This window comes from Streptomyces sp. NPDC045021 (assembly GCF_056432645.1).
Map to the genome: position 1 here is coordinate 150,229 of NZ_JBWKIQ010000003.1, position 18,872 is coordinate 169,100.

Annotated in this window: 18 protein-coding genes and 1 tRNA gene; 10 read left to right on the forward strand and 9 right to left on the reverse strand. The window is 72.2% G+C overall.

Going from position 1 to position 18,872, the window contains the following annotated elements; all coding sequences use genetic code 11:
* Positions 1 to 14 precede the first annotated feature (14 nt).
* The 7 genes from AC07DC_RS12035 (at position 15) to AC07DC_RS12065 (ending at position 6,237) form a co-directional block, all read left to right on the forward strand.
* On the forward strand, positions 15 to 1,106 hold the full coding sequence (locus AC07DC_RS12035; protein WP_478914265.1) for an ROK family transcriptional regulator: 1,092 nt from the start codon (positions 15 to 17) through the stop codon (positions 1,104 to 1,106).
* Between the two features lie 39 nt (positions 1,107 to 1,145).
* Positions 1,146 to 1,892: a GntR family transcriptional regulator gene (locus tag AC07DC_RS12040; protein ID WP_478914266.1), complete on the forward strand. Its 747-nt coding sequence runs from the start codon at positions 1,146 to 1,148 to the stop codon at positions 1,890 to 1,892.
* 138 nt (positions 1,893 to 2,030) lie between these two features.
* Positions 2,031 to 3,149: a TIGR03364 family FAD-dependent oxidoreductase gene (locus AC07DC_RS12045; protein WP_478914267.1), complete on the forward strand. Its 1,119-nt coding sequence runs from the start codon at positions 2,031 to 2,033 to the stop codon at positions 3,147 to 3,149.
* 8 nt (positions 3,150 to 3,157) lie between these two features.
* On the forward strand, positions 3,158 to 3,922 hold the full coding sequence (locus AC07DC_RS12050) for a phosphonatase-like hydrolase (RefSeq protein ID WP_478914268.1): 765 nt from the start codon (positions 3,158 to 3,160) through the stop codon (positions 3,920 to 3,922).
* 163 nt (positions 3,923 to 4,085) lie between these two features.
* On the forward strand, positions 4,086 to 4,865 hold the full coding sequence (locus tag AC07DC_RS12055) for an HAD-IIA family hydrolase (RefSeq protein ID WP_138358361.1): 780 nt from the start codon (positions 4,086 to 4,088) through the stop codon (positions 4,863 to 4,865).
* A gap of 136 nt (positions 4,866 to 5,001) precedes the next feature.
* Positions 5,002 to 5,580, forward strand: a complete 579-nt coding sequence (locus tag AC07DC_RS12060) for a hypothetical protein (protein ID WP_478914269.1) — start codon at positions 5,002 to 5,004, stop codon at positions 5,578 to 5,580.
* Between the two features lie 6 nt (positions 5,581 to 5,586).
* Positions 5,587 to 6,237 carry a class F sortase gene (locus tag AC07DC_RS12065; protein WP_478914270.1) on the forward strand — a complete coding sequence of 217 codons (651 nt, stop codon included), beginning with the start codon at positions 5,587 to 5,589 and terminating at the stop codon, positions 6,235 to 6,237.
* 69 nt (positions 6,238 to 6,306) lie between these two features.
* On the opposite strand, the gene AC07DC_RS12070 is transcribed toward AC07DC_RS12065, so the two are convergent.
* The 5 genes from AC07DC_RS12070 to AC07DC_RS12090 form a co-directional block, all read right to left on the reverse strand.
* A complete protein-coding gene (locus AC07DC_RS12070) occupies positions 6,307 to 6,867 on the reverse strand; it encodes a hypothetical protein (protein ID WP_478914271.1) in 561 nt (186 codons plus the stop codon).
* Between the two features lie 200 nt (positions 6,868 to 7,067).
* Positions 7,068 to 8,156, reverse strand: coding sequence for a PP2C family protein-serine/threonine phosphatase (locus AC07DC_RS12075; RefSeq protein WP_478914272.1), 1,089 nt, complete (start codon positions 8,154 to 8,156; stop codon positions 7,068 to 7,070).
* A gap of 58 nt (positions 8,157 to 8,214) precedes the next feature.
* Positions 8,215 to 8,580, reverse strand: coding sequence for a monovalent cation/H(+) antiporter subunit G (gene mnhG / locus AC07DC_RS12080; protein ID WP_478914273.1), 366 nt, complete (start codon positions 8,578 to 8,580; stop codon positions 8,215 to 8,217).
* Positions 8,577 to 8,846, reverse strand: coding sequence for an MrpF/PhaF family protein (locus AC07DC_RS12085; protein ID WP_283514756.1), 270 nt, complete (start codon positions 8,844 to 8,846; stop codon positions 8,577 to 8,579). Before AC07DC_RS12085 ends, mnhG begins: the two co-directional genes overlap by 4 nt.
* 63 nt (positions 8,847 to 8,909) lie before the next feature.
* Positions 8,910 to 9,431, reverse strand: a complete 522-nt coding sequence (locus tag AC07DC_RS12090) for a Na+/H+ antiporter subunit E (RefSeq protein ID WP_478914274.1) — start codon at positions 9,429 to 9,431, stop codon at positions 8,910 to 8,912.
* A 110-nt stretch (positions 9,432 to 9,541) separates the two neighbouring features.
* On the opposite strand from AC07DC_RS12090, the gene AC07DC_RS12095 reads away from it, so the two are divergent.
* Both AC07DC_RS12095 and AC07DC_RS12100 read left to right on the forward strand, forming a co-directional pair.
* A complete protein-coding gene (locus AC07DC_RS12095) occupies positions 9,542 to 10,999 on the forward strand; it encodes a peptidoglycan D,D-transpeptidase FtsI family protein (RefSeq protein ID WP_478914275.1) in 1,458 nt (485 codons plus the stop codon).
* 157 nt (positions 11,000 to 11,156) lie between these two features.
* The gene (locus tag AC07DC_RS12100; protein WP_478914276.1) at positions 11,157 to 12,656 is read left to right on the forward strand and encodes a M1 family metallopeptidase; all 1,500 of its coding nucleotides are present in this window, start codon (positions 11,157 to 11,159) and stop codon (positions 12,654 to 12,656) included.
* 27 nt (positions 12,657 to 12,683) lie between these two features.
* On the opposite strand, the gene AC07DC_RS12105 is transcribed toward AC07DC_RS12100, so the two are convergent.
* The 3 genes from AC07DC_RS12105 to AC07DC_RS12115 are packed head-to-tail and all read right to left on the reverse strand — an operon-like array spanning position 12,684 to position 17,679.
* Entirely contained in the window at positions 12,684 to 14,312 is a 1,629-nt protein-coding gene (locus AC07DC_RS12105) for a Na+/H+ antiporter subunit D (protein ID WP_478914277.1), read from the reverse strand.
* Positions 14,309 to 14,794 carry a Na(+)/H(+) antiporter subunit C gene (locus AC07DC_RS12110; RefSeq protein ID WP_478914278.1) on the reverse strand — a complete coding sequence of 162 codons (486 nt, stop codon included), beginning with the start codon at positions 14,792 to 14,794 and terminating at the stop codon, positions 14,309 to 14,311. The genes AC07DC_RS12105 and AC07DC_RS12110 overlap by 4 nt, the downstream gene beginning before the upstream one ends.
* Positions 14,791 to 17,679 carry a Na+/H+ antiporter subunit A gene (locus AC07DC_RS12115; protein WP_478914619.1) on the reverse strand — a complete coding sequence of 963 codons (2,889 nt, stop codon included), beginning with the start codon at positions 17,677 to 17,679 and terminating at the stop codon, positions 14,791 to 14,793. Before AC07DC_RS12115 ends, AC07DC_RS12110 begins: the two co-directional genes overlap by 4 nt.
* Positions 17,680 to 17,793: 114 nt before the next feature.
* Between AC07DC_RS12115 and AC07DC_RS12120 the strand changes: the two genes are divergently transcribed.
* Positions 17,794 to 18,633 carry a metallophosphoesterase family protein gene (locus tag AC07DC_RS12120; RefSeq protein ID WP_478914279.1) on the forward strand — a complete coding sequence of 280 codons (840 nt, stop codon included), beginning with the start codon at positions 17,794 to 17,796 and terminating at the stop codon, positions 18,631 to 18,633.
* An 83-nt stretch (positions 18,634 to 18,716) separates the two neighbouring features.
* Here the strand turns inward: AC07DC_RS12120 and AC07DC_RS12125 are convergent.
* A tRNA-Lys gene (locus AC07DC_RS12125) sits at positions 18,717 to 18,790 on the reverse strand.
* Positions 18,791 to 18,872: the final 82 nt, after the last annotated feature.

Below are 18,872 nucleotides of genomic sequence, written 5' to 3' on the forward strand. Positions count from 1 at the left end.
AGGACAATGGAGGGGTGAACAGGGGAATCTCAGGGGCGAATCTGCCCGCGCTGCGGCACCACAACGCCGCTCTGGTGCTCGATCTGCTGCGCGCCGCCACCCGGCACGGGACCGGCGGCATCAGCCGGCTGGAGCTCGCCGAGCGCACCGGGCTCACCCCGCAGGCGGTCAGCAAGATCACCGCGCGGCTGCGGGCCGAGGGGCTGGCCGAGGAGTCGGGGCGGCAGGCGTCGACGGGTGGCAAGCCGCGGACCGAGCTGCGGCTGGTGCGCCGGGCGCGGTACGCCGCCGGGGTGCACCTGGACCGCGACGAGCTGACCGTCGTCCTCGCCGACCTGGCGGGCGAGCGGATGGAGGCCCGTACGTCCCGGCTCGACCTCGGACGTCCGGCGGGGGAGGTGCTGGAGGCGGTGGCGCGCGAGGTGCGGGCGCTGGACGCGGGCCCCGGAATACTCGGCGTCGGCGTCGCGGCCCCCGGGCCGCTCGACCACGCCTCGGGCGTCCTGCACCGCGTCACCGGCTTCCCGGACTGGGACGGTTTCCCGCTGCGCGACGCGTTGGAACGGCGGCTCGGGCTGCGGGTCGTCGTCGACAAGGACACCAACGCCGCGGCGCTCGCGGTCCTCGGGCAGGACTCCGGCGGCGGCTCGTTCGCGTATCTGCATCTGGGGACCGGGCTGGGCGCCGGGCTGGTGCTGGACGGCGCCGTCTTCCGCGGTGAGCGCACCGGCGCGGGCGAATTCGGGCACCAGGTGGTGCAGTTGGACGGTCCGGTGTGCGGATGCGGCAACCGCGGCTGCATCGAGGCGATGTGCCTGGCGGCGGTCGACCGCGGGGACACGGCGGGCGCCGCGTACCTGCTGGGCGTCGGCGCGGCCAACCTCGTCTCGCTGCTCGACATCGACCGGGTGGTGCTCGGCGGGCGCACCGTACTGGCCGACGAGGCGCTGTTCCGCAAGGAGGTCGCGGCCGTGCTGACCGAGCGCACGGCCCGTTCCGCGGGGCGCACGGTGCCGGTGTCGGTCGCCGCCGGCGGCACGCGGGTGGTGGCAGACGGCGCGGCGCTGCTCGTGCTGGCGTCGGTGTTCGGCGCCGCACTCGGCTGACGGCCGGTGGACCGCCGCTGTTCTGCGAGGATCGGTTCCGTGACAGACCCACATGCCCCGATCCGGTCCGGCATTCCCGAGCACGGCCGGGTGCCCAAGTACTACGCCGTGAAGACCCGGCTGGAGGCCGTGCTCGACGAGCTCGGCGAGGGCGGACTGCTGCCGACCGAGCGGGAGTTGGCGGCCACGTTCGAGGTGGCGCGGGAGACCGTGCGGCAGGCGCTGCGCGAGCTGCTGATCCAGGGCCGGGTGCGGCGCAGGGGCCGGGGCACGGTGGTGGCGGGACCGAAGCTGGAGCAGCCGCTGTCGCTGGCGAGCTACACCGAGGGCGTGCGGCGGCAGGGCCGGGTCCCGAGCCGCCATCTGATCACGCTGGAGCGGCTGGCGGCCGACGCGGTGCTGGCGCGCGAGTTGCGGATCTCGGCCGGTGACGAGGTCTGGCACATGGAGCGGGTGCTGCTCGCCGACGACGAACGGGTCGGCCTGGAGAGCACCTATCTGTCGGTGGCCCGACTGCCGCACCTGGAACGGGACTTCGCCCCCGATTCGTCCTTCTACGGCTATCTGCGCGACACGGTGGGGTTGGAGCTCGTCTCGGCGGACGAGCGGATCGAGACGGTGCTCGCGACGCCGCGCGAGGCGCTGCTGATCGGTACGCCGCCCGCGCTGCCGATGCTGCTGCTGCACCGTACGAGCCGGGACGGCGGGGGCGTGCCGATCGAGCGGGTGCGCTCGCTCTACCGCGGCGACCGGTTCAGTTTCACCACGCAGATGTCGAAGGAGTAGCCGGACCCGAGGGAGGTCGTGCGGAGGATTTCGATCACGAAACGGTAACGGGTCTAGTCCAAGCGTTGCCGGCCTGTTCACCATCGGTTCATGCATGAGATACGTACGCTTCCGAAGGCCCGAGCACCTTTGGGCCCCATGAGAGTCCTGATCGTCGGCGCCGGTGCGCTCGGCACGATGCACGCCTGGCAGGCCGTCCACCGCGGCCATGAGGTCGTCCACCTGGAGCGTGAGCGGGAAGCCCGCGGCGCCTCCGTACGCAACTTCGGCCTGGTGTGGGTCGGTGGCCGGTCGGCCGGCGAGGAGCTGGAGACCGCGCTGCGGGCCCGCGAGCTGTGGCAGGACATCGGCGCCCGGGTGCCGGGCGTCGGCTTCCGCGCCAACGGCTCGCTCACGGTGGTCCGCACCGCGGCGGAGAAGGCCGTGGCGGACGAGGTCATCGCCCGCCCCGACGCCGCCGAGCGCGGCTTCACGTGGCTGGACGCCGCCGGCGCCAGGGACCACAACCCGGCGCTGCGCGGCGACTTCGCCGGGGCGCTGCTGTGCGAGCGGGACGGCGCCGTCGAGTCCCGGGTCGCGCTGCCCGCGCTGCGCGAGCACCTGGCGGCGACCGGCCGGTACACGTTCCTTCCCGGCCGCGAGGTCCGCGAGGTCGGGCCCGGCACGGTCCGCGACGACCACGGCCAGGTGCACCGGGGCGACAGCGTCGTCCTGGCCACCGGTGCCTGGCTCTCCGGGCTGGTGCGCGAGCTCGCCCCCGAACTGCCGGTGCGCCGCGTGCGGTTGCAGATGGCGCAGACCGACCCGCTGGGCGAGCCGCTGACCACCTCCGTCGCCGACGCCGACAGCTTCCGCTACTACCCGGCCTACGAGGGCGCCGCGCTCGACGCGCTGCGCGCCGGACAGCCGCAGCCGCCGGTGGCGGCCGCGCACAAGATGCAGCTGCTGATGGTCCAGCGCCTCGACGGCGGACTGACCATCGGCGACACCCACGAGTACGACGCGGCGTTCAACTTCGACGTCGTCGAGGACCCGTACGACCACCTGCTGGAGCGGGCCGGGCAGCTGCTCGGCCGGCCGCTGCCGCGCATCCGGCGCCGCTGGGCCGGGGTGTACGCGCAGTGCGTGGACACCGCGCGGGTGGTGCACCGGCAGGAAGTACTGGACGGAGTGTGGCTGGTCACCGGGCCCGGCGGGCGCGGCATGACCTGTTCCCCGGCGATCGGTGAGACGACCGCCGACGAGTTGGGCTGGTGAGGGAAGCGATGACCGACAGGACGGACACCATGACGGACGGCAGCATCAAACTGGTCGTGCTGGACATGGCCGGGACCACGGTCGCCGACGGCGGCCTCGTGGAGCAGGCGTTCTCCCGCGCCGCCGAACGGCTCGGGGTGGAGCCCGGCAGCGACGACCACGCGAAGAAGCTCGACTACGTCCGCGCGACGATGGGCGAGTCGAAGATCACCGTCTTCCGCGCGCTCTTCGGCGACGAGGAGATCGCGCAGCGCGGCAACGCGGCGTTCGAGAGCGCCTACGCGGAACTGGTCGACGGCGGCCGGTGCGCGCCGCTGCCCGGCGCCGCCGAGACGATCGGGAAGCTGCGGGAGGAGGGCCGTACGGTCGTGCTGACCACCGGCTTCTCGCGCGTCACCCAGGACGCGATCCTGGACGCGCTCGGCTGGCAGGACATCGCCGACCTCACCCTGTGCCCGGCCGACGCCGGGCGCGGGCGCCCGTTCCCCGACATGGTGCTCGCCGCGCTGCTGCGCACCGGGGCGGCCGACGACGTACGGGAGATCGCCGTGGCCGGCGACACCTCGTACGACATGCTCTGCGGTCGCCGCTCCGGGGCCGCCGTGGTCGCCGGCGTGCTGACCGGCGCGCACGACGAGGCCGCGCTGCGCGAGGCCGGGGCCACCCACGTCCTGGCCTCCGTCGCGGAACTCCCGCAGACGATCGCCGGGTTCGACGGGGTCGCCGGGTTCGGCGCGGCCGCCGGGTTCGCCGCGCTCGCTGGACCGCGGTGAACACCGACCTGACGTCCTACGTCGACGCCTGGAAGAAGGCGACCGGCAGCTGATCGGCGGCCGGAGCGGCGAGCTGATCAGCCGATGAGACGGCCGGGGCGTACACCGTGCGCCCCGGCTAGGCTGAGCGCGCAGCCGTACACCAGGACAGGAGAACACGCCCGTGTCGACACGCAAGCCGATCGAATCCTGGCTCACCGACATGGACGGGGTGCTGATCCACGAGGGCACGCCGATCCCCGGCGCCGATGCCTTCATCAAGCGGCTTCGGGAGTCCGGCAAGCCGTTCCTGGTGCTGACCAACAACTCCATCTACACCGCGCGTGACCTGCACGCCCGGCTGTCGCGGATGGGTCTCGACGTGCCGGTCGAGAACATCTGGACCTCGGCTCTGGCCACCGCGAAGTTCCTCGACGACCAGCGCCCCGGCGGTACGGCGTACGCGATCGGCGAGGCCGGTCTGACCACCGCGCTGCACGACGTCGGCTACATCCTCACCGACGTCGAGCCCGACTACGTGGTGCTGGGCGAGACCCGCACCTACAGCTTCGAGGCGCTCACCAAGGCGATCCGGCTCATCAACGGCGGCGCGCGCTTCATCTGCACCAACCCCGACGAGACCGGACCGTCGGCCGAGGGCCCGCTGCCCGCGACCGGCTCGGTGGCCGCGCTGATCACCAAGGCCACCGGCAAGGACCCGTACTTCGTCGGCAAGCCGAACCCGCTGATGATGCGCGCCGGGCTGAACGCGATCGGCGTGCACTCCGAGACCAGCGCGATGATCGGCGACCGGATGGACACCGATGTGCTCGCCGGACTGGAGTCCGGCATGGAGACCTTCCTGGTGCTGACCGGCCTGACCTCGAAGGCCGACATCGACAAGTACCCGTTCCGGCCCTCGCGGGTCGTGAACTCGATCGCGGACCTCGTCGACGAGATCTGAGCGTACGGACTCTCTGTGACCGACACCCCCTGATGGCGTAACCAAACGCCGTCCGGGGTGCGGCGGAACCCTCCTGGATGGATGTTCGAGGCACCGGGTACCACTGGCCGTACCCGGCCGAGCGGAGGTTCATCCGATGCTAGATATTCGACGACCGGCAGCTGCCGGTGCGGCCGCACTGTTCCTGCTCAGTGGCGCTGTCCCGGCGTTCGCCGACAACGAGAGTTCGGCGTCGGCCTCGGGGACGGTGACCGTCACCCCCGGCAAGACCTGGGCGGGCGCGGTCATCACACTGCATGTGAAGAGCGCCTGTCGGTCGGCGAAGGCCAAGGCCAGTGCCGAGGTCTTCGTGAGCGCGGTGACGCTGGCGCCGTCGGTCGACGGCCAGGACGGACTGGTCAGTGACGCGTCCATCCGGTCCGACGCGGTGGCGGGCACCTACGCCGTCTCGGTCGAGTGCGACGGCAACACCCATGCCGCGCAGGGCACCGTGGTCATCATCAACAACGTCAGCCCTGTCACCCCCGTCAAGCCCGTCAGGCCCGAGCCCGACTGGCCGACGGCCCCCGTTCCGGCGGGCGGCGGTGGAACCGCGCAGCTGGCCGCGGGCCCGGCCGAGGCCGGCCCCGGCACGAACTCCGTGATGGCGGTCGGCGGCGCGGGAGCGGCAGCGCTCGCGGCGGTGGCGGTGTACCGCCGTCGCCGCCACGGCTAGACCGCGGTGCCGGACGAGGAACGCGATTCCGTCAGCGGCCGCACCTGGGTCGCGATGGCGATGGGGCTGGTGCTCTTCGCCGCCTGGCTGATGGGCCACCCCGGCGACGGGGAGGCTCTGGCCGGCCCCGGCGCGCAGACGGCGGCCGGCTCCGGTGACCGGCCGCCGCAGGTCTACGCCCCACACCTCCCGCTGCGGGACTCCAAGCCGCTGCGGTTGGACATCGCGTCGATCGGGCTGCACGCCGGGATCGTCGAGCGGGGCCTGGCGAACGGCGCCGTGGACCCGCCGCCGTACAGCACCCCGGACGTTGCCGGCTGGTTCCGCGGCGGCCCGGCGCCGGGCGCGGCCGGCGCGGCACTGATCGTCGGCCATGTCGACACCGAGACCAAGCCTGCGGTCTTCTACGGTCTGAGCACGGTGACACCGGGCACCGAGGTGGAGATCGAACGGGCGGACGGCTCCGTCGCGGAGTTCACCGTCGAGGCGGTCGAGGTCGTCGACAAGGACCACTTCTCCGCGGACCGGGTCTACGGCGCCGGCACCCGACCGGAACTGCGACTGATCACCTGCGGAGGCACGTTCGACGCCGAGAAGCGCGCCTACTCGGCGAACGTGGTCGTCTTCGCGGCGCTGACCGGCTCACATCAGGACTGACCACCCCCGCACGGATTGTGGCGCCCGGTCGGCGACCCGCTCCCCCCGGAGCCGCCGACCGGACGCACCTCACCCTCGGGCGCCTGGACTGCGGGAGTGGTCCGGCGCGGCCGGGGGAGGCTGGGGGAGCTCTGTGGCGGAGTCGTCGACGGCCTCGGCCGCGGGGGCGGGAAGCAGCGCGCGGAAGCGGATCAGCACCGCTCCGTCGGTGGCGTGGTGCACCTGAACACCGTCGATCTGCGCGCCGTGCTCCGGGCAGTGGGCGAGCTGCTGGCACAGGGCGGTCGCGGCGTACGAATGTGGTGGGTCGGGCGGGGCGGCGAGCGGTTTGTCGTAGCCGTAATCGGTCACCGAGACCGTGCACCGCATCCCGTCCACGCCCAGCGTCACGCGGTACCGGTGCGCGAACCCGTGATCGACGACATAACCGCAGGCCAGCGCGATCGCGGTGGCCAGCTGCGCGCCGGCCTGCCCGTACGGCCCCAGGGTGTCGAGCGCGGCGCACGTCATTCTTGCGGCCAGCTCGTCGCTTCCTGGGGTGCGGTGCAGCGAGAACGTCCAGGAGACATCGAGGGTCGATCGCCGGGGGTCGGAGAGGGGGAGTCGCGAGATCGCCGCAAGCTTCGCCATGAAGCCGGTCCACGTCCTGCAGAGTTGGAGGCACTTGAGTCCAGATGGACTCCGCCTGGAGCGGGGCCGGGGTCCAGGGCCACGTGGTAACCCTAGAACAGGCGAACGCCTTGCCGCTAGGGCGGCTTGACGACACGTCATGGACTGGGTACTCAGTGCGATGCTTCCAGCCATCCTTGGCGGGTCGCACCGGCGGCCTGTCAGACCGGCAGGGTCGGTGGCCGCGCCGGGGCGAGCAGGAGGAGCACGACGTCGTCGCCGAGGGAGCCGCCCGCGTGGCGCAGGAGGTCGGCGTAGACGCGCTCGACGGCCGCCTCCAGGTTCTGGGCCAGGCCCGCCACCAGCGATCCGACCCGGTCGGCGAGCGGGTAGAAGGAGCCGTCCACCGGGCTGCGGGCCTCGATCACGCCGTCCGTGCACAGTACGAGCACGTCCTCGCCGCCGAGTTGCGACCGCCACGGCACGGCCGTCCCCTTCACCAGCTGGCCCAGGCCCAGCGGCACCCAGGGGTCCGGCGGGTCCAGGGTCGTCACCGTTCCGTCGGGGGTGATGAGCAGCGGTGCCACATGGCCGTAGTGCAGGAGCTCGACGGAGCCGGGGCCGTCGAACTCGGCGAAGAGCGCGGTGGCGAACTCGCCGGAGACGACATGGCGCTGCACGCTCGCCTCGACGCGCTGGGCGACGCAGGTCAGCCCGCCCTCGTCGTACGCGGCCTCGCGGAACGCGCCGAGCACGACCGCGGAGGTCTGGACGGCCTCCAGGCCCTTGCCGCGGACGTCGCCGATGAGTGCGCGCACGCCGTGCGGGGTGTCCAGGACGGAGTACAGGTCGCCGCCGATCTGGGCCGCGTCCGCCGCCGAGACGTAGCGGACGGCGAGCCGGACGTCACCGACCCGGGCCCCGGGGGGCCGCAGCAGGGCGCGCTGGGCGGCCTCGGCGACCGAGGTGATGGCGGTGAAGGCCCGCAGCCCGGTCTCCCGCCGCCAGGCGATGTAGGCGCTGAACAGGCTGACCACGACATACGTGGCGATCTGGCCGCTGAGCAGCACCCAGTCGCGGACCTCGACGACCCCGTTGTACGGCGCGAGCGCCGCCTGCGAGGCGAGGCCGAGGACGGCGATGAGCAGGGTGCGTCGCCAGGTCGTCGTGATGGCGGCCAGCGCCGGGGCCACCACCATTCCGGGCCCGATGTAGTGGTCCCGGCCGGCCGCCAGGTCCGCCGCCGAGACGACCACGATGGCCAGCAGGGGCAGCGCCATGCCCTGGCGGGCCAGGACAGCGGATTCCATGGACCGCAGTGCTCCGACGATCCGAGCATTTGTCACATATCGAACCTACCGGGTGGACTCAACCGGGGTCCGGTCGAGTCAGATGATCGTCCAGTTCGTCGAGGACCAGTTCATCGGTGCGCACCTGGCCGGTGCGATATGCCGCCCGCCCCACCATGTGCGCCGCCACCGGCACGGTCATCAGCTGGAAGGCCCCGATCAGCAGCAGGGTTCCCAGGTCCACCCAGGACCGCAGCCGCAGTGCCAACCCCAGCAGCACCAGCAGCAGGCCCAGAACCTGCGGTTTGGTCGCCGCGTGCATGCGGGTGAGGGTGTCGGGCAGCCGCAGCAGCCCGACACCGGCCACGAAGCAGAGCGCGGCACCGAGCAGCAGGCAGACCTCGGCGGCCCAGTCGCCCAGGGAACCCCAGTCCAGGACAGTCATGACGGGTCCTCGTCGCGCAGAGCGATGAAGCGGGCGATCGCGACCGAGCCGGTGAAGCCGAGGAAGGCCAGCACCAGCAGCACCGGGAGCGAGTACGGGGTGCGGTCGGCCGCCGCCTGCGCGCCGAGGCCCGCGACCACGACGGCCAGCAGGGCGTCCACCGCCACCGCCCGGTCGAGCATCGACGGCCCGCGCACCAGTCGCACGAAGACCATCACCCCGGCCGCGATCAGCAGGCCGAGGACGGCCGCGGTGACCCATTTCATGCGCTGCCCCGTTTCACGCTCGGTCCGACCTCATGGCTGCCCGGCCGCACGCTGTGCCCGATGTCACGACGTGGCTCCCTCGTCGAGCGAGGCGATCTCCTCGCGGGTGCCGAAAGCGCGCACCACCAGCACCTCCAGCCGGCGTACCCCGTCCCTGGCCTCTTCGATGTCCGAGCCCATGACGTGCACGAACAGCGTCGCCGTGGACCGCTGCACCTCCAGTACGGCGCTGCCCGGCACCGCCGAGACGGCGATGGCGGTGGCGGTCAGCATCAGGTCGCCCGAGCAGCGCAGCCGGACGGCGAGCACCGCGCAGGGCAGCGGGGCGGGAGTCAGCGTCTGCCACGCGGTGCGCAAGCCCGAGAGGGTCAGATCGACGAGGAAGAGCGCGGCGAACCGCACTAGGCCGACCGGGTGAATCCGCACTCCCAGGCCGAGCGGCGGCAGCGGGAAGACCAGGCACAGTGCGAGCGCCACGACCAGGCCGGTGACGACGTTCGCGGCGGTGAGGCTGCCCCACAGCAGTACCCAGACGACGACGAGCCAGCCGACCAGCGGCCACTCGATTCCTCGCAGGGTGCGCACGGTCGCGATCCTCACAGAGCGGGACGGTTCCGCCCGGGAGCCGCGACCTGTGAGGAACCTGTGCTCACCCGCCGGAACCAACGAATCCCCCTGGAACGTTCTTGCAAGGGATGAACAAGACAATCAGGCGTGCGTCGGTCTTCAGCCTCCTGCTCGTCCTCGCGGTCATGGTGCGGGTGACGTGGGTGCAGGCGGTGGACGGCCGGGCGCTCGCGGACGACAAGCACAACCGGCGGAACATCATCGCGCAGTACGCGAACCCCCTCGGCGACATCGTCGTGGGCGGCAAACCGGTGACCGGTTCCACGACCACCAGCGGCGGCGACCTGCGCTACAAGCGCACGTACGCCGACGGCGGGCTGTACTCGGCGGTCACCGGCTACAGCTCGCAGGTCTACGGAGCCACCCAGCTCGAAGGCATCTACCGCGGCATCCTGGGCGGCACCGACCCGCGACTGAAGAGCCTGCCCGACACGTTCACCGGCAAGGCCACCGAACCCGGCGATGTCATCACCACCATCGACCCCGCGGTGCAGCGGGCCGCCTTCAAGGGGCTCGGCGACAAGAAGGGCGCGGCGGTCGCCATCGACCCGTCGACCGGCCGGATCCTCGGCATGGTCAGCACCCCCAGCTACGACCCGTCGAAGATCTCGGGCGGTTCGAAGGCCGACGGCTCGGCGTGGAGCGCCCTGCAGGCCGACAAGGACCAGCCCATGCTCAACCGCGCGCTGCGCGCCGCGTACCCGCCGGGATCGACGTTCAAGCTCGTCGTCGCCGCGGCGGCGCTGGAGAACGGGCTGTACTCGTCGATCGACGAGAAGACCGCCAGCCCGAACCCGTACCCGCTGCCCGGCACCTCGAAGGTGCTGGCCAACGAGTCGGCGTCCGCGCCCTGCGAGAACGCGAGCATCAACACCGCGCTCCAGTACAGCTGCAACAACGTCTTCGGCAAGATGGCCGTCGACCTCGGCCAGGACAAGGTGCGCGCCGCCGCGGAGAAGTTCGGCTTCAACAGCGACCGCCTGGACATTCCGGTGCGCGCGGCCAAGAGCTCCTACCCGAAGGGGATGGACAAGGCGCAGACCGCCCTGTCCGGCATCGGGCAGTTCGACGACACCGCGACCCCGCTGCAGATGGCGATGGTCGTCGCGGCCATCGCCAACGGCGGCGAGCTGGCGAGCCCGCACATGGTCTCGCAGGTCACGGACGGCAACGGCTCGGTGCTGCAGTCCTACCCGGACGGCGAGAGCACGCGCGCGGTCAGCGCGGACACCGCGCAGAAGCTGCGCAAGGCGATGGTCAATGTCGTCGACAACGGCACCGGCAGCAACGCGAAGATCAGCGGCGTCGAGGTCGGCGGCAAGACCGGCACCGCCCAGCACGGCGAGAACAACAGCGGGACGCCGTACGCCTGGTTCGTCTCCTACGCCGACGACGGCAAGGGCCACCAGATCGCCGTCGCCGTGGTCGTCGAGCAGTCGGACGCGGCCCGCTCGGAGGTCAGCGGGAACGGACTGGCGGCGCCGATCGCGCGGGCGATGATGAAGGCGGCGTTGAAGACAGGTTGACGCGTCATCACGGCGGGCCGCCGCCGGACGGTGTTTTGAGACGTTGTGTTGCGCACGGTGAAGGTCTTGAGACAGCAGTGGGTGAAGGGGTAGCTGGGACACACAGTCGCTTCCTAGGGTCGGGGTGTCCGAACTCACCCCGCGCTGGAGGACCCCTGTGCGTAAGAGAGCGATCGTTTCCGCCGTGAGCGCCGCCGGCCTGCTGCTGGCGATCCCGGCATCCGCCGCCGACGCCGGACCGGGCGCGCCCGGTATCGGCGACCCGTACTACCCGACGTACGGGAACGGGGGGTACGACGTCTCCCACTACGACCTGCGGCTGAAGTACCAGCCCGCCACCGACGAGCTGGAGGGCACCGCGACCCTGCTGGCCACCGCCACCCAGGGACTGACCCGCTTCAACCTCGACTTCGCGCTGGATGTCAGCGAGGTCCGGGTCAACGGCAGGCTCGCCAAGTTCGCCACCAGCGGCGAGCAGGAGCTGGAGATCACCCCGGTCACCCCGCTCGCCAAGAACCAGCAGGCCACCATCGTGGTCCGCTACTCCGGCGTCCCGGGCAAGGTGAAGCGGTACGGCTTCACCTCCTGGCAGCGCACACCCGACGGAGGCGTCGCCGCCAACGAGCCGGAATCCGCCTGGTGGTGGTTCCCCAGCAACGACCACCCGCTGGACAAGGCCACCTACGACGTCTCGGTGCTCGTCCCGGACGGCTCCGCGGCGATCAGCAACGGCGTGCTGGTCTCGCAGAGCTCGAAGCTCGGCTGGACGCGCTACAACTGGCGGCAGAACAAGCCGCAGGCCACGTATCTGGCCACCCTCGCGGTCGGGAAGTTCGACATCACGCGGAGCACCACCGACAACGGCCTGCCCGTCATCAACGCCTACAGCAAGGACCTGGGCGACAACGACGGCGCCGCCCGCGCGAGCATCGAGCGCACCGGCGAGATCATCGACTGGGAGACCGGCTACTTCGGCCCGTACCCGTTCAGCGCCGCCGGCGGCTACGCCCCCAACGTGCCCACCCACTACGCCGTGGAGACGCAGGGCCGGGTCTTCTACAGCCCCGCGCAGTTCGCCGCCGGGGCGAACCCCTCGGTCGTCGTCCACGAGCTGGCGCACCAGTGGTGGGGCGACAGCGTCTCCCTGTCGCGCTGGTCCGACATCTGGCTCAACGAGGGCTTCGCCAGCTACGCCCAGTGGCTGTGGTCCGAGCACCAGGGCGAGGGCACCGCGCAGGAACTCGCCGACTGGGTCTACAGCCAGCACCCGGCCGACGACCCGTTCTGGACCGTCAAGCCCGGCGACCCCGGCGCGGAGAGCCAGTTCGACGCCGCCGTCTACGACCGTGGTGCCCTCGCCATCCAGGCGCTGCGCAACAAGATCGGCGACAAGGCGTTCTTCGCCCTGCTCAAGGCCTGGCCCGCCCAGCACCAGTACGGCAACGGCTCCATCGCCGAGTTCCAGAAGCTCGCCGAGAAGATCTCCGGCAAGAAGCTCGGCCCGCTCTTCGAGACCTGGCTGTTCACCGCCGCCAGGCCCGCGGCCCCGGCGGCAGCCCCGAGTACCGGCGCGCTGCGCGCGGCCCCGGCCGCACCGCAGGCGGAGCCGAAGTCCTGGAAGCAGATCGCGGCGACGCACACCGTTCACGACCGATGAGTGCGCGCCGATGACTCCGCGAATGCGTCAGTGCGCCAGAACCGCCTGTACGTAGGGCGTTCGTGACAGGAGCTCGCCGGCCGCCCGGTCGGCGAGCCCCGTCAGCGGTCCGGCCAGCACGGTGTAGGCCAGCCCGAGGGCGACCAGGGCCATGGTGGCGGCGAGCATCGTGCGGGGCAGCGCGGCGGTGGTGGTGATCGAACGGCCGCTGAGGGACGCGGACTCGGGGCGCCCGGCGGGCATCAGGGTGTCCTCGTCGGAGTCGTCGGAGCCGCTTGTGTCGTCGCCCTCGTCCGTCTCCAGCACGGTGCCGTCGGCGCACAGGTCGGGCGGGGCGGCCCGCCAGAAGGCCAGGTTCCAGACCCTGATGAGCGCGTAGAGCGTCAGCAGGCTGGTCAGGACGCCGCCGCCGACCAGCACGTACGCCCAGGCGCCGCCGTCGGCGATGCCCGCGCGCAGCAGCCCGAGCTTGCCGAGGAAGCCGGACAGCGGCGGGATCCCGGCGAGGTTCATCGCGGGGACGAAGAAGATGGCGGCCAGCAGCGGGGAGATCCTGGCGAGGCCGCCGAGCCGCTGCAGATCGGTGGTGCCGCCGCGCCGTTCGACCAGGCCGGTGACGAGGAAGAGGGTGGTCTGCACGGTGATGTGGTGGGCGACGTAGAAGACCGCGCCCGCGACGCCGCCGCGCGAGGCCAGCGCGATACCGAAGACCATGTACCCGATGTGGCTGACGAGGGTGAAGGAGAGCAGCCGCTTGAGGTCGGTCTGGGCGACCGCGCCCAGGATCCCGACCACCATCGACAGCAGGGCGATCAGCATCAGCGGCTCGGCGAGCCGGGTGCCCGGGAAGAGCAGCGTCTGGGTGCGCAGCATCGAGTACACGCCGACCTTGGTGAGCAGCCCCGCGAAGACGGCGGTGACGGGCGCGGGCGCGGTCGGGTAGGAGTCGGGGAGCCAGGCCGCGAGCGGGAAGACGGCCGCCTTGATGCCGAAGACGGTGAGCAGGGCGAGTTGCAGCACCAGCCGGATCCCGGCGGGCAGATCGGCCAGCCGCACGGAGAGCTGCGCGAGGTTCATGGTGCCGGTGGCCGCGTAGACCATGCCGATCGCCACCAGGAAGAGCACCGACGACAGCAGCGACACCACGATGTAGGTGGCCCCTGCGCGGATCCGTGCCGCCGTGCCGCCGAGCGTCAGCAGCACGTAGCTCGCGGTCAGCATGATCTCGAAGCCGACGTAGAGGTTGAACAGGTCGCCGGACAGGAAGGTGTCGGAGACTCCGGCGACGAGGATCAGGTACGCGGGGTGGAAGACCGACAGTGGGGTCGCCTCGTCGCGGTCGGCCATGCCCTGGCCGATGGAGTACACCAGCACGCACAGCGTCACGGCGGACGAGACGACCAGCATCAGCGCCGACAGCCGGTCGGCGACCAGCGCGATGCCGATCGGGACCGGCCAGCCGCCGGCGTGCATCACCTGCGGGCCGTCCCGGTCGGCCGCCACCAGCAGGGCGACGGAGGAGGCCAGCACGACCGTGAGGACGGCGGCGCTGATGAAGCGCTGGATCCGGGGGAGCCGCAGCCCGACGGCGAGTTTCAGGCCCGCGGCGAAGAGCGGCAGGACGACGGGCAGCGGCAGCAGCGCGGTCGCGTTCACCGGTCGGCCCCCAGCACGTTGTCCCACAGCTCGTCGTCGAGGTCCTCGGAGTCCTCGGCGCGCGCCTGCCGGGCCCGGTCCGCGCGGATCGCCGTTCTCAACTCGGCCCGCGTTCCCTCGTGTTCGGCCCGCAGCGCGACCCGGATGTCCTCGACGTCGTCCTGTACGTCGTCGCTGCCGGTCAGTTGCCAGCTGCGGTAGGCCATCGCCAGCAGGAACGCGGTCAGCGCGAGGGTGATCACGATCGCGGTGAGCGCCATCGCCTGCGGGAACGGGTCGGAGACGGCTCCCGGATCGGTGCCGGGGGACAGCAGCGGCGCCTTGCCGGCACGGCCCGAGGTGGCCAGGACCAGCAGGTTCACCCCGTTGCCGAGCAGTACGGCGCCGAGCAGGATGCGGGTGAGCGGGCGGGCGAGCAGCAGTACCGTCCCGCAGGCGAAGAGCACCCCGCCGGCGGCGATCAGGGCGACGGTGGCGTTCATGGATTCCTCTTCCCGGCTTTCGCACGCTCGGCTTCGCGCTCGATCTGCTGGTCGATCTTCGCGCCGAGGCTCCGCAGCACATCGAGGACGACCCCGAGGACCAGGAGGTACACGCCGAAGTCGAAGAGCACGGAGCTGGGGACGTGCACATCGCCGAAGAGCGGCAGGTGGGTGTGGAAGACCGCGCTGTCCAGCACGTCCGAGCCGATCGCCAGCCCGCCGAGGCCCGTTCCGACGGAGACCATCAGGCCCGTACCGAGCAGGAACCCGGCATCGACGGGAGCCGCCTCGGCCAACTCGTAGGGCCCGCCGGCCAGATACCGCACGACGAGTGCCAGCCCCGCGACCAGCCCGGCCGTGAAGCCGCCGCCCGGCAGGTTCTCCGCGCAGAACAGCAGGTACAGGGAGAGCACGAGGATGGGGTGGAAGACCAGCCGCGCCACCACCTCGAAGACCACCGAGCGCCGGTCGGGGGCGAGCGTGTCGCCGGCCGCCAGCCAGGTCCGCTCCGGGGCCGCGCGCGGCCCGGCACGCACCTGCGACGCCCACATGCCCGCCGCGCTGCCGTCGTCCTGGACGCGCGGCAGCGAGCCGGCCCGGCGGCGCAGGTAGACCAGGCTCGTCACGCCGACGGCCGCGACCGCCAGCACCGCCGACTCGCCCATCGTGTCCCAGGCCCGCAGGTCGACGAGGACCGTCGCGACCACGTTCTTCAGCCCGTCGTGCGCGGTCTCGGCCACCATGTCGGCGCCCGCGGACGGATGCCGGCGGGCCGCCACCGCCAGATACGTCAGGCCCGCAGCCAGCGTCCCCGCGGCGACGCCCAGCGCGGCGTGCAGGGCGCGGCGCCACGCCGTCGCCGTCGGCGGGAAGCGGTGCGGGAGGCGGCGCAGCACCAGGACGAACACCACGATGCTGGTCGTCTCCACGGTGAACTGCGTCAGCGCGAGGTCCGGCGCCCCCTGGAGCACGAACAGCACGCCGGTGCCGTACCCCGTCGTGCCGGCCAGCACCACGGCCTTCATCCGCTGCCGGGTCGGCAGGCACAGCACGCCCGCCGCCGCCACGGCCGCCGCCACCGCGATCTGGGCCGCGTCGTCCCACAGGTGCGGGGAGCCGCCCCAGGCCCACGGGCGGTCGACGAGCAGCGCCGCCGCCTCGGCGCCCGAGAAGACCAGCAGCGCCGTGCCGAGGTAGACCGGCAGCGAGCCGCGCTGGATGCTCCCGGTGAGCTGCAGCGCGAACCGGTCGGTGTGCCACAGGATCTGGGCGAACGCCGTCTCGGCGCTCGGCAGCGCCAGCCGCCTGCCCCAGCGGACCAGCCGGTCCCGTACGACGAACAGGGCCACACCGGCTGCCCACGCGATCTCCGAGAGGGTGAGCGGGAGGCCGGCGCCGTGCCACAGGGCCAGGTGGTACGGGGTTCCGTGGGACGGGAAGGCCGACGCGTAGCGGGCCATCAGCGGCTCCAGCCAGGCCACCCCCGGGCCCAGCACCAGGCCCGCCGCCGCCAGCAGTGCCGTGGGAGCCAGCAGGGCCACCTTGGTCCGACCGCCGCGAGCGGTCGCGGGCGCCAGGTCGGGCGACGTGGGCCGGCCGAAGGCGCCGTACAGGAAGCGCAGCGTGTACGCCGTGGTCAGGGCCGAGCCGGCGACGGTGGCGTACAGGGTGAGGCGGTCGGCGGTGCCGCCGGCCCAGAGCGCGGCGAACGAGGCCTCCTTGGCGGCGAAACCGAGGAAGGGCGGAAGGCCCGCCATGGAGGCGCCGGCGAGGCAGGCGGCGGCGCAGACCAGCGGCATCGCGCGCGCCAGGCCGCCGAGCCGGCGGATGTCGCGGCTCCCGGTGGCGTGGTCGACGATGCCGACCACGAGGAACAGCGGCGCCTTGAACAGCGCGTGCGTCAGCAGCATGGTGGCGCCGGCCAGCGCGGTGTACCGGGTTCCGGCACCGACCAGTGCGGTGAGGAAGCCGAGTTGGCTCACCGTCCCGTAGGCGAGGATCCGTTTGAGGTCGGTCTCGCGCAGCGCCCGCCACCCGCCGAGCAGCATCGTGGCGACGCCGAGCGTCAGCGTCACGCCCCGCCAGGGCGCGACGGCGGCGAAGGCGGGGGAGAGCCGGGCGACGAGGTAGATGCCGCCCTTGACCATGGCCGCCGCGTGCAGATAGGCGCTGACGGGCGTCGGTGCGGCCATCGCGCCGGGCAGCCACAGGCTGAACGGCCAGATCGCGGACTTCGACAGCGCCCCGGCGAGCACCAGCACCAGAGCGACCGGCACCGCCGTACCGCCCGCCGGAGGCGGGTGGGCGACGAGGGCGGAGATCCGGTAGGTGCCGGCCGCATGACCGAGGATCAGCAGCCCGACGAGCATGGCGAGGCCGCCGACCGTGGTGACGAGCAGCGCCTGCAGTGCGGAGCGCCGGTTGGCCTGCTTCACCGACAGATGGCCGATGAGCAGGAAGGAGAAGACGGTGGTCAGTTCCCAGAAGACGTACAGCAGGATGAGGTCGTCGGCGAGGACGAGCCCCAGCATCGCCCCGGCGAACGCGGTCAGGGTGCCCGCGAAGTTCGCCAGCCCCGGCTCGTCGTCGCCGAAGTAGCCGGTGCAGTAGACGAGTACGAGGGCGCCGACGCCGCCGGCCAGCACCGTCAGCAGCAGCCCGAGCGCGTCGAGTCGCAGCGCGATGCTCAGATCGAGGGCGGGCGCCCACCGCCACTGCTCGGTGCGCACCGCGCCGTCGGCCACGGACGCCCACTGGGTGAACGCCCACACCGTCGTGGCGGCCGGTGCCACCGCGAGAACGAGGAAGGCCCACCGGCCGAGCCACCGCACCAACGGGGTGGCGCAGGCGGCGAGGACGAAGTGGGCGGCGATCAGGGCGAGCACGCGGCGAACACTTCCGCCGCCCGGGCGGTGCAGCGGACCGGCGCGCCAGGCGTAGGCCAGGATCACCCGTTGGGCGGGGTATCGCCCGCGCCCGGATCCGCCTACCGTCTGCATATGCCGGATGGGAAGCTCTGGGGGATCAGCGACCTGCACGTGGCGTTCGCGGAGAACCGGAAGATCGTCGAGGGCCTGCGCCCCGAGTCGGACACCGACTGGCTGATCGTCGCGGGCGACGTCGGCGAGCTGACGGACGGCATCGAGCGGGCGCTGACCCTGCTGAGCAGCCGATACGCCCGGGTGGTGTGGGCGCCGGGCAACCATGACCTGTGGACCCCGGCCGAGGACCCGGTCCAGTTACGCGGCGAGGCCCGCTACCGGCATCTGGTCGAGATGTGCCGGTCGCTGGGCGTGCTCACCCCGGAGGACCCGTTCCCGGTCTGGGAGGGCGCGGGCGGCCCGGCCGTCGTCGTTCCGCTGTTCGTCCTCTACGACTACACCTTCCGCACCGAGACCGCCTCGACCAAGGAGGAGTCGCTCGCGCAGGCGTACAAGTCCGGGATCGTGTGCAGTGACGAGTTCCTGCTGCATCCCGATCCGTATCCGAGCCGCGACGCGTGGTGCCGGGCCCGCGTGAGGGAGTCCGAGCGGCGGCTGCGGGACTGCGACCCGGCGCTGCCGCTGGTCCTGGTCAACCACTTCCCGCTGGTGCGCCAGCCGACCCGGATCCTGCACTACCCGGAGTTCGCCCAGTGGTGCGGCACCGAGCAGACGGCGGACTGGCACAGGCGGTTCAAGGTGAGCGCGGTGGTCTACGGCCATCTGCACATTCCCCGGACCGCCTGGTACGACGGGGTGCGCTTCGAGGAGGTCTCGGTCGGCTACCCCCGCGAATGGAGCCGTCCCGGCCACCCCAGAACCGTCCCCCGCCAGATCCTGCCCGAGCCGGTGCGCTGAGGCCCCGCCGCACCGAGGCCTGGGCCCGCGCGCCCGGGAACGGCGAAGGCCCCCCGCTTTCGCGAGGGGCCTTCGACCGTCTGTGCGCCGCCAGGGACTCGAACCCCGGACCCGCTGATTAAGAGTCAGCTGCTCTAACCAACTGAGCTAGCGGCGCTTGCGGGGTCAATCATACGGGGCCGGAGGGGGTGCTGATGACCACCCTCCTCTCCGGCCCCGCGTCATGATCGGCTCGGAAC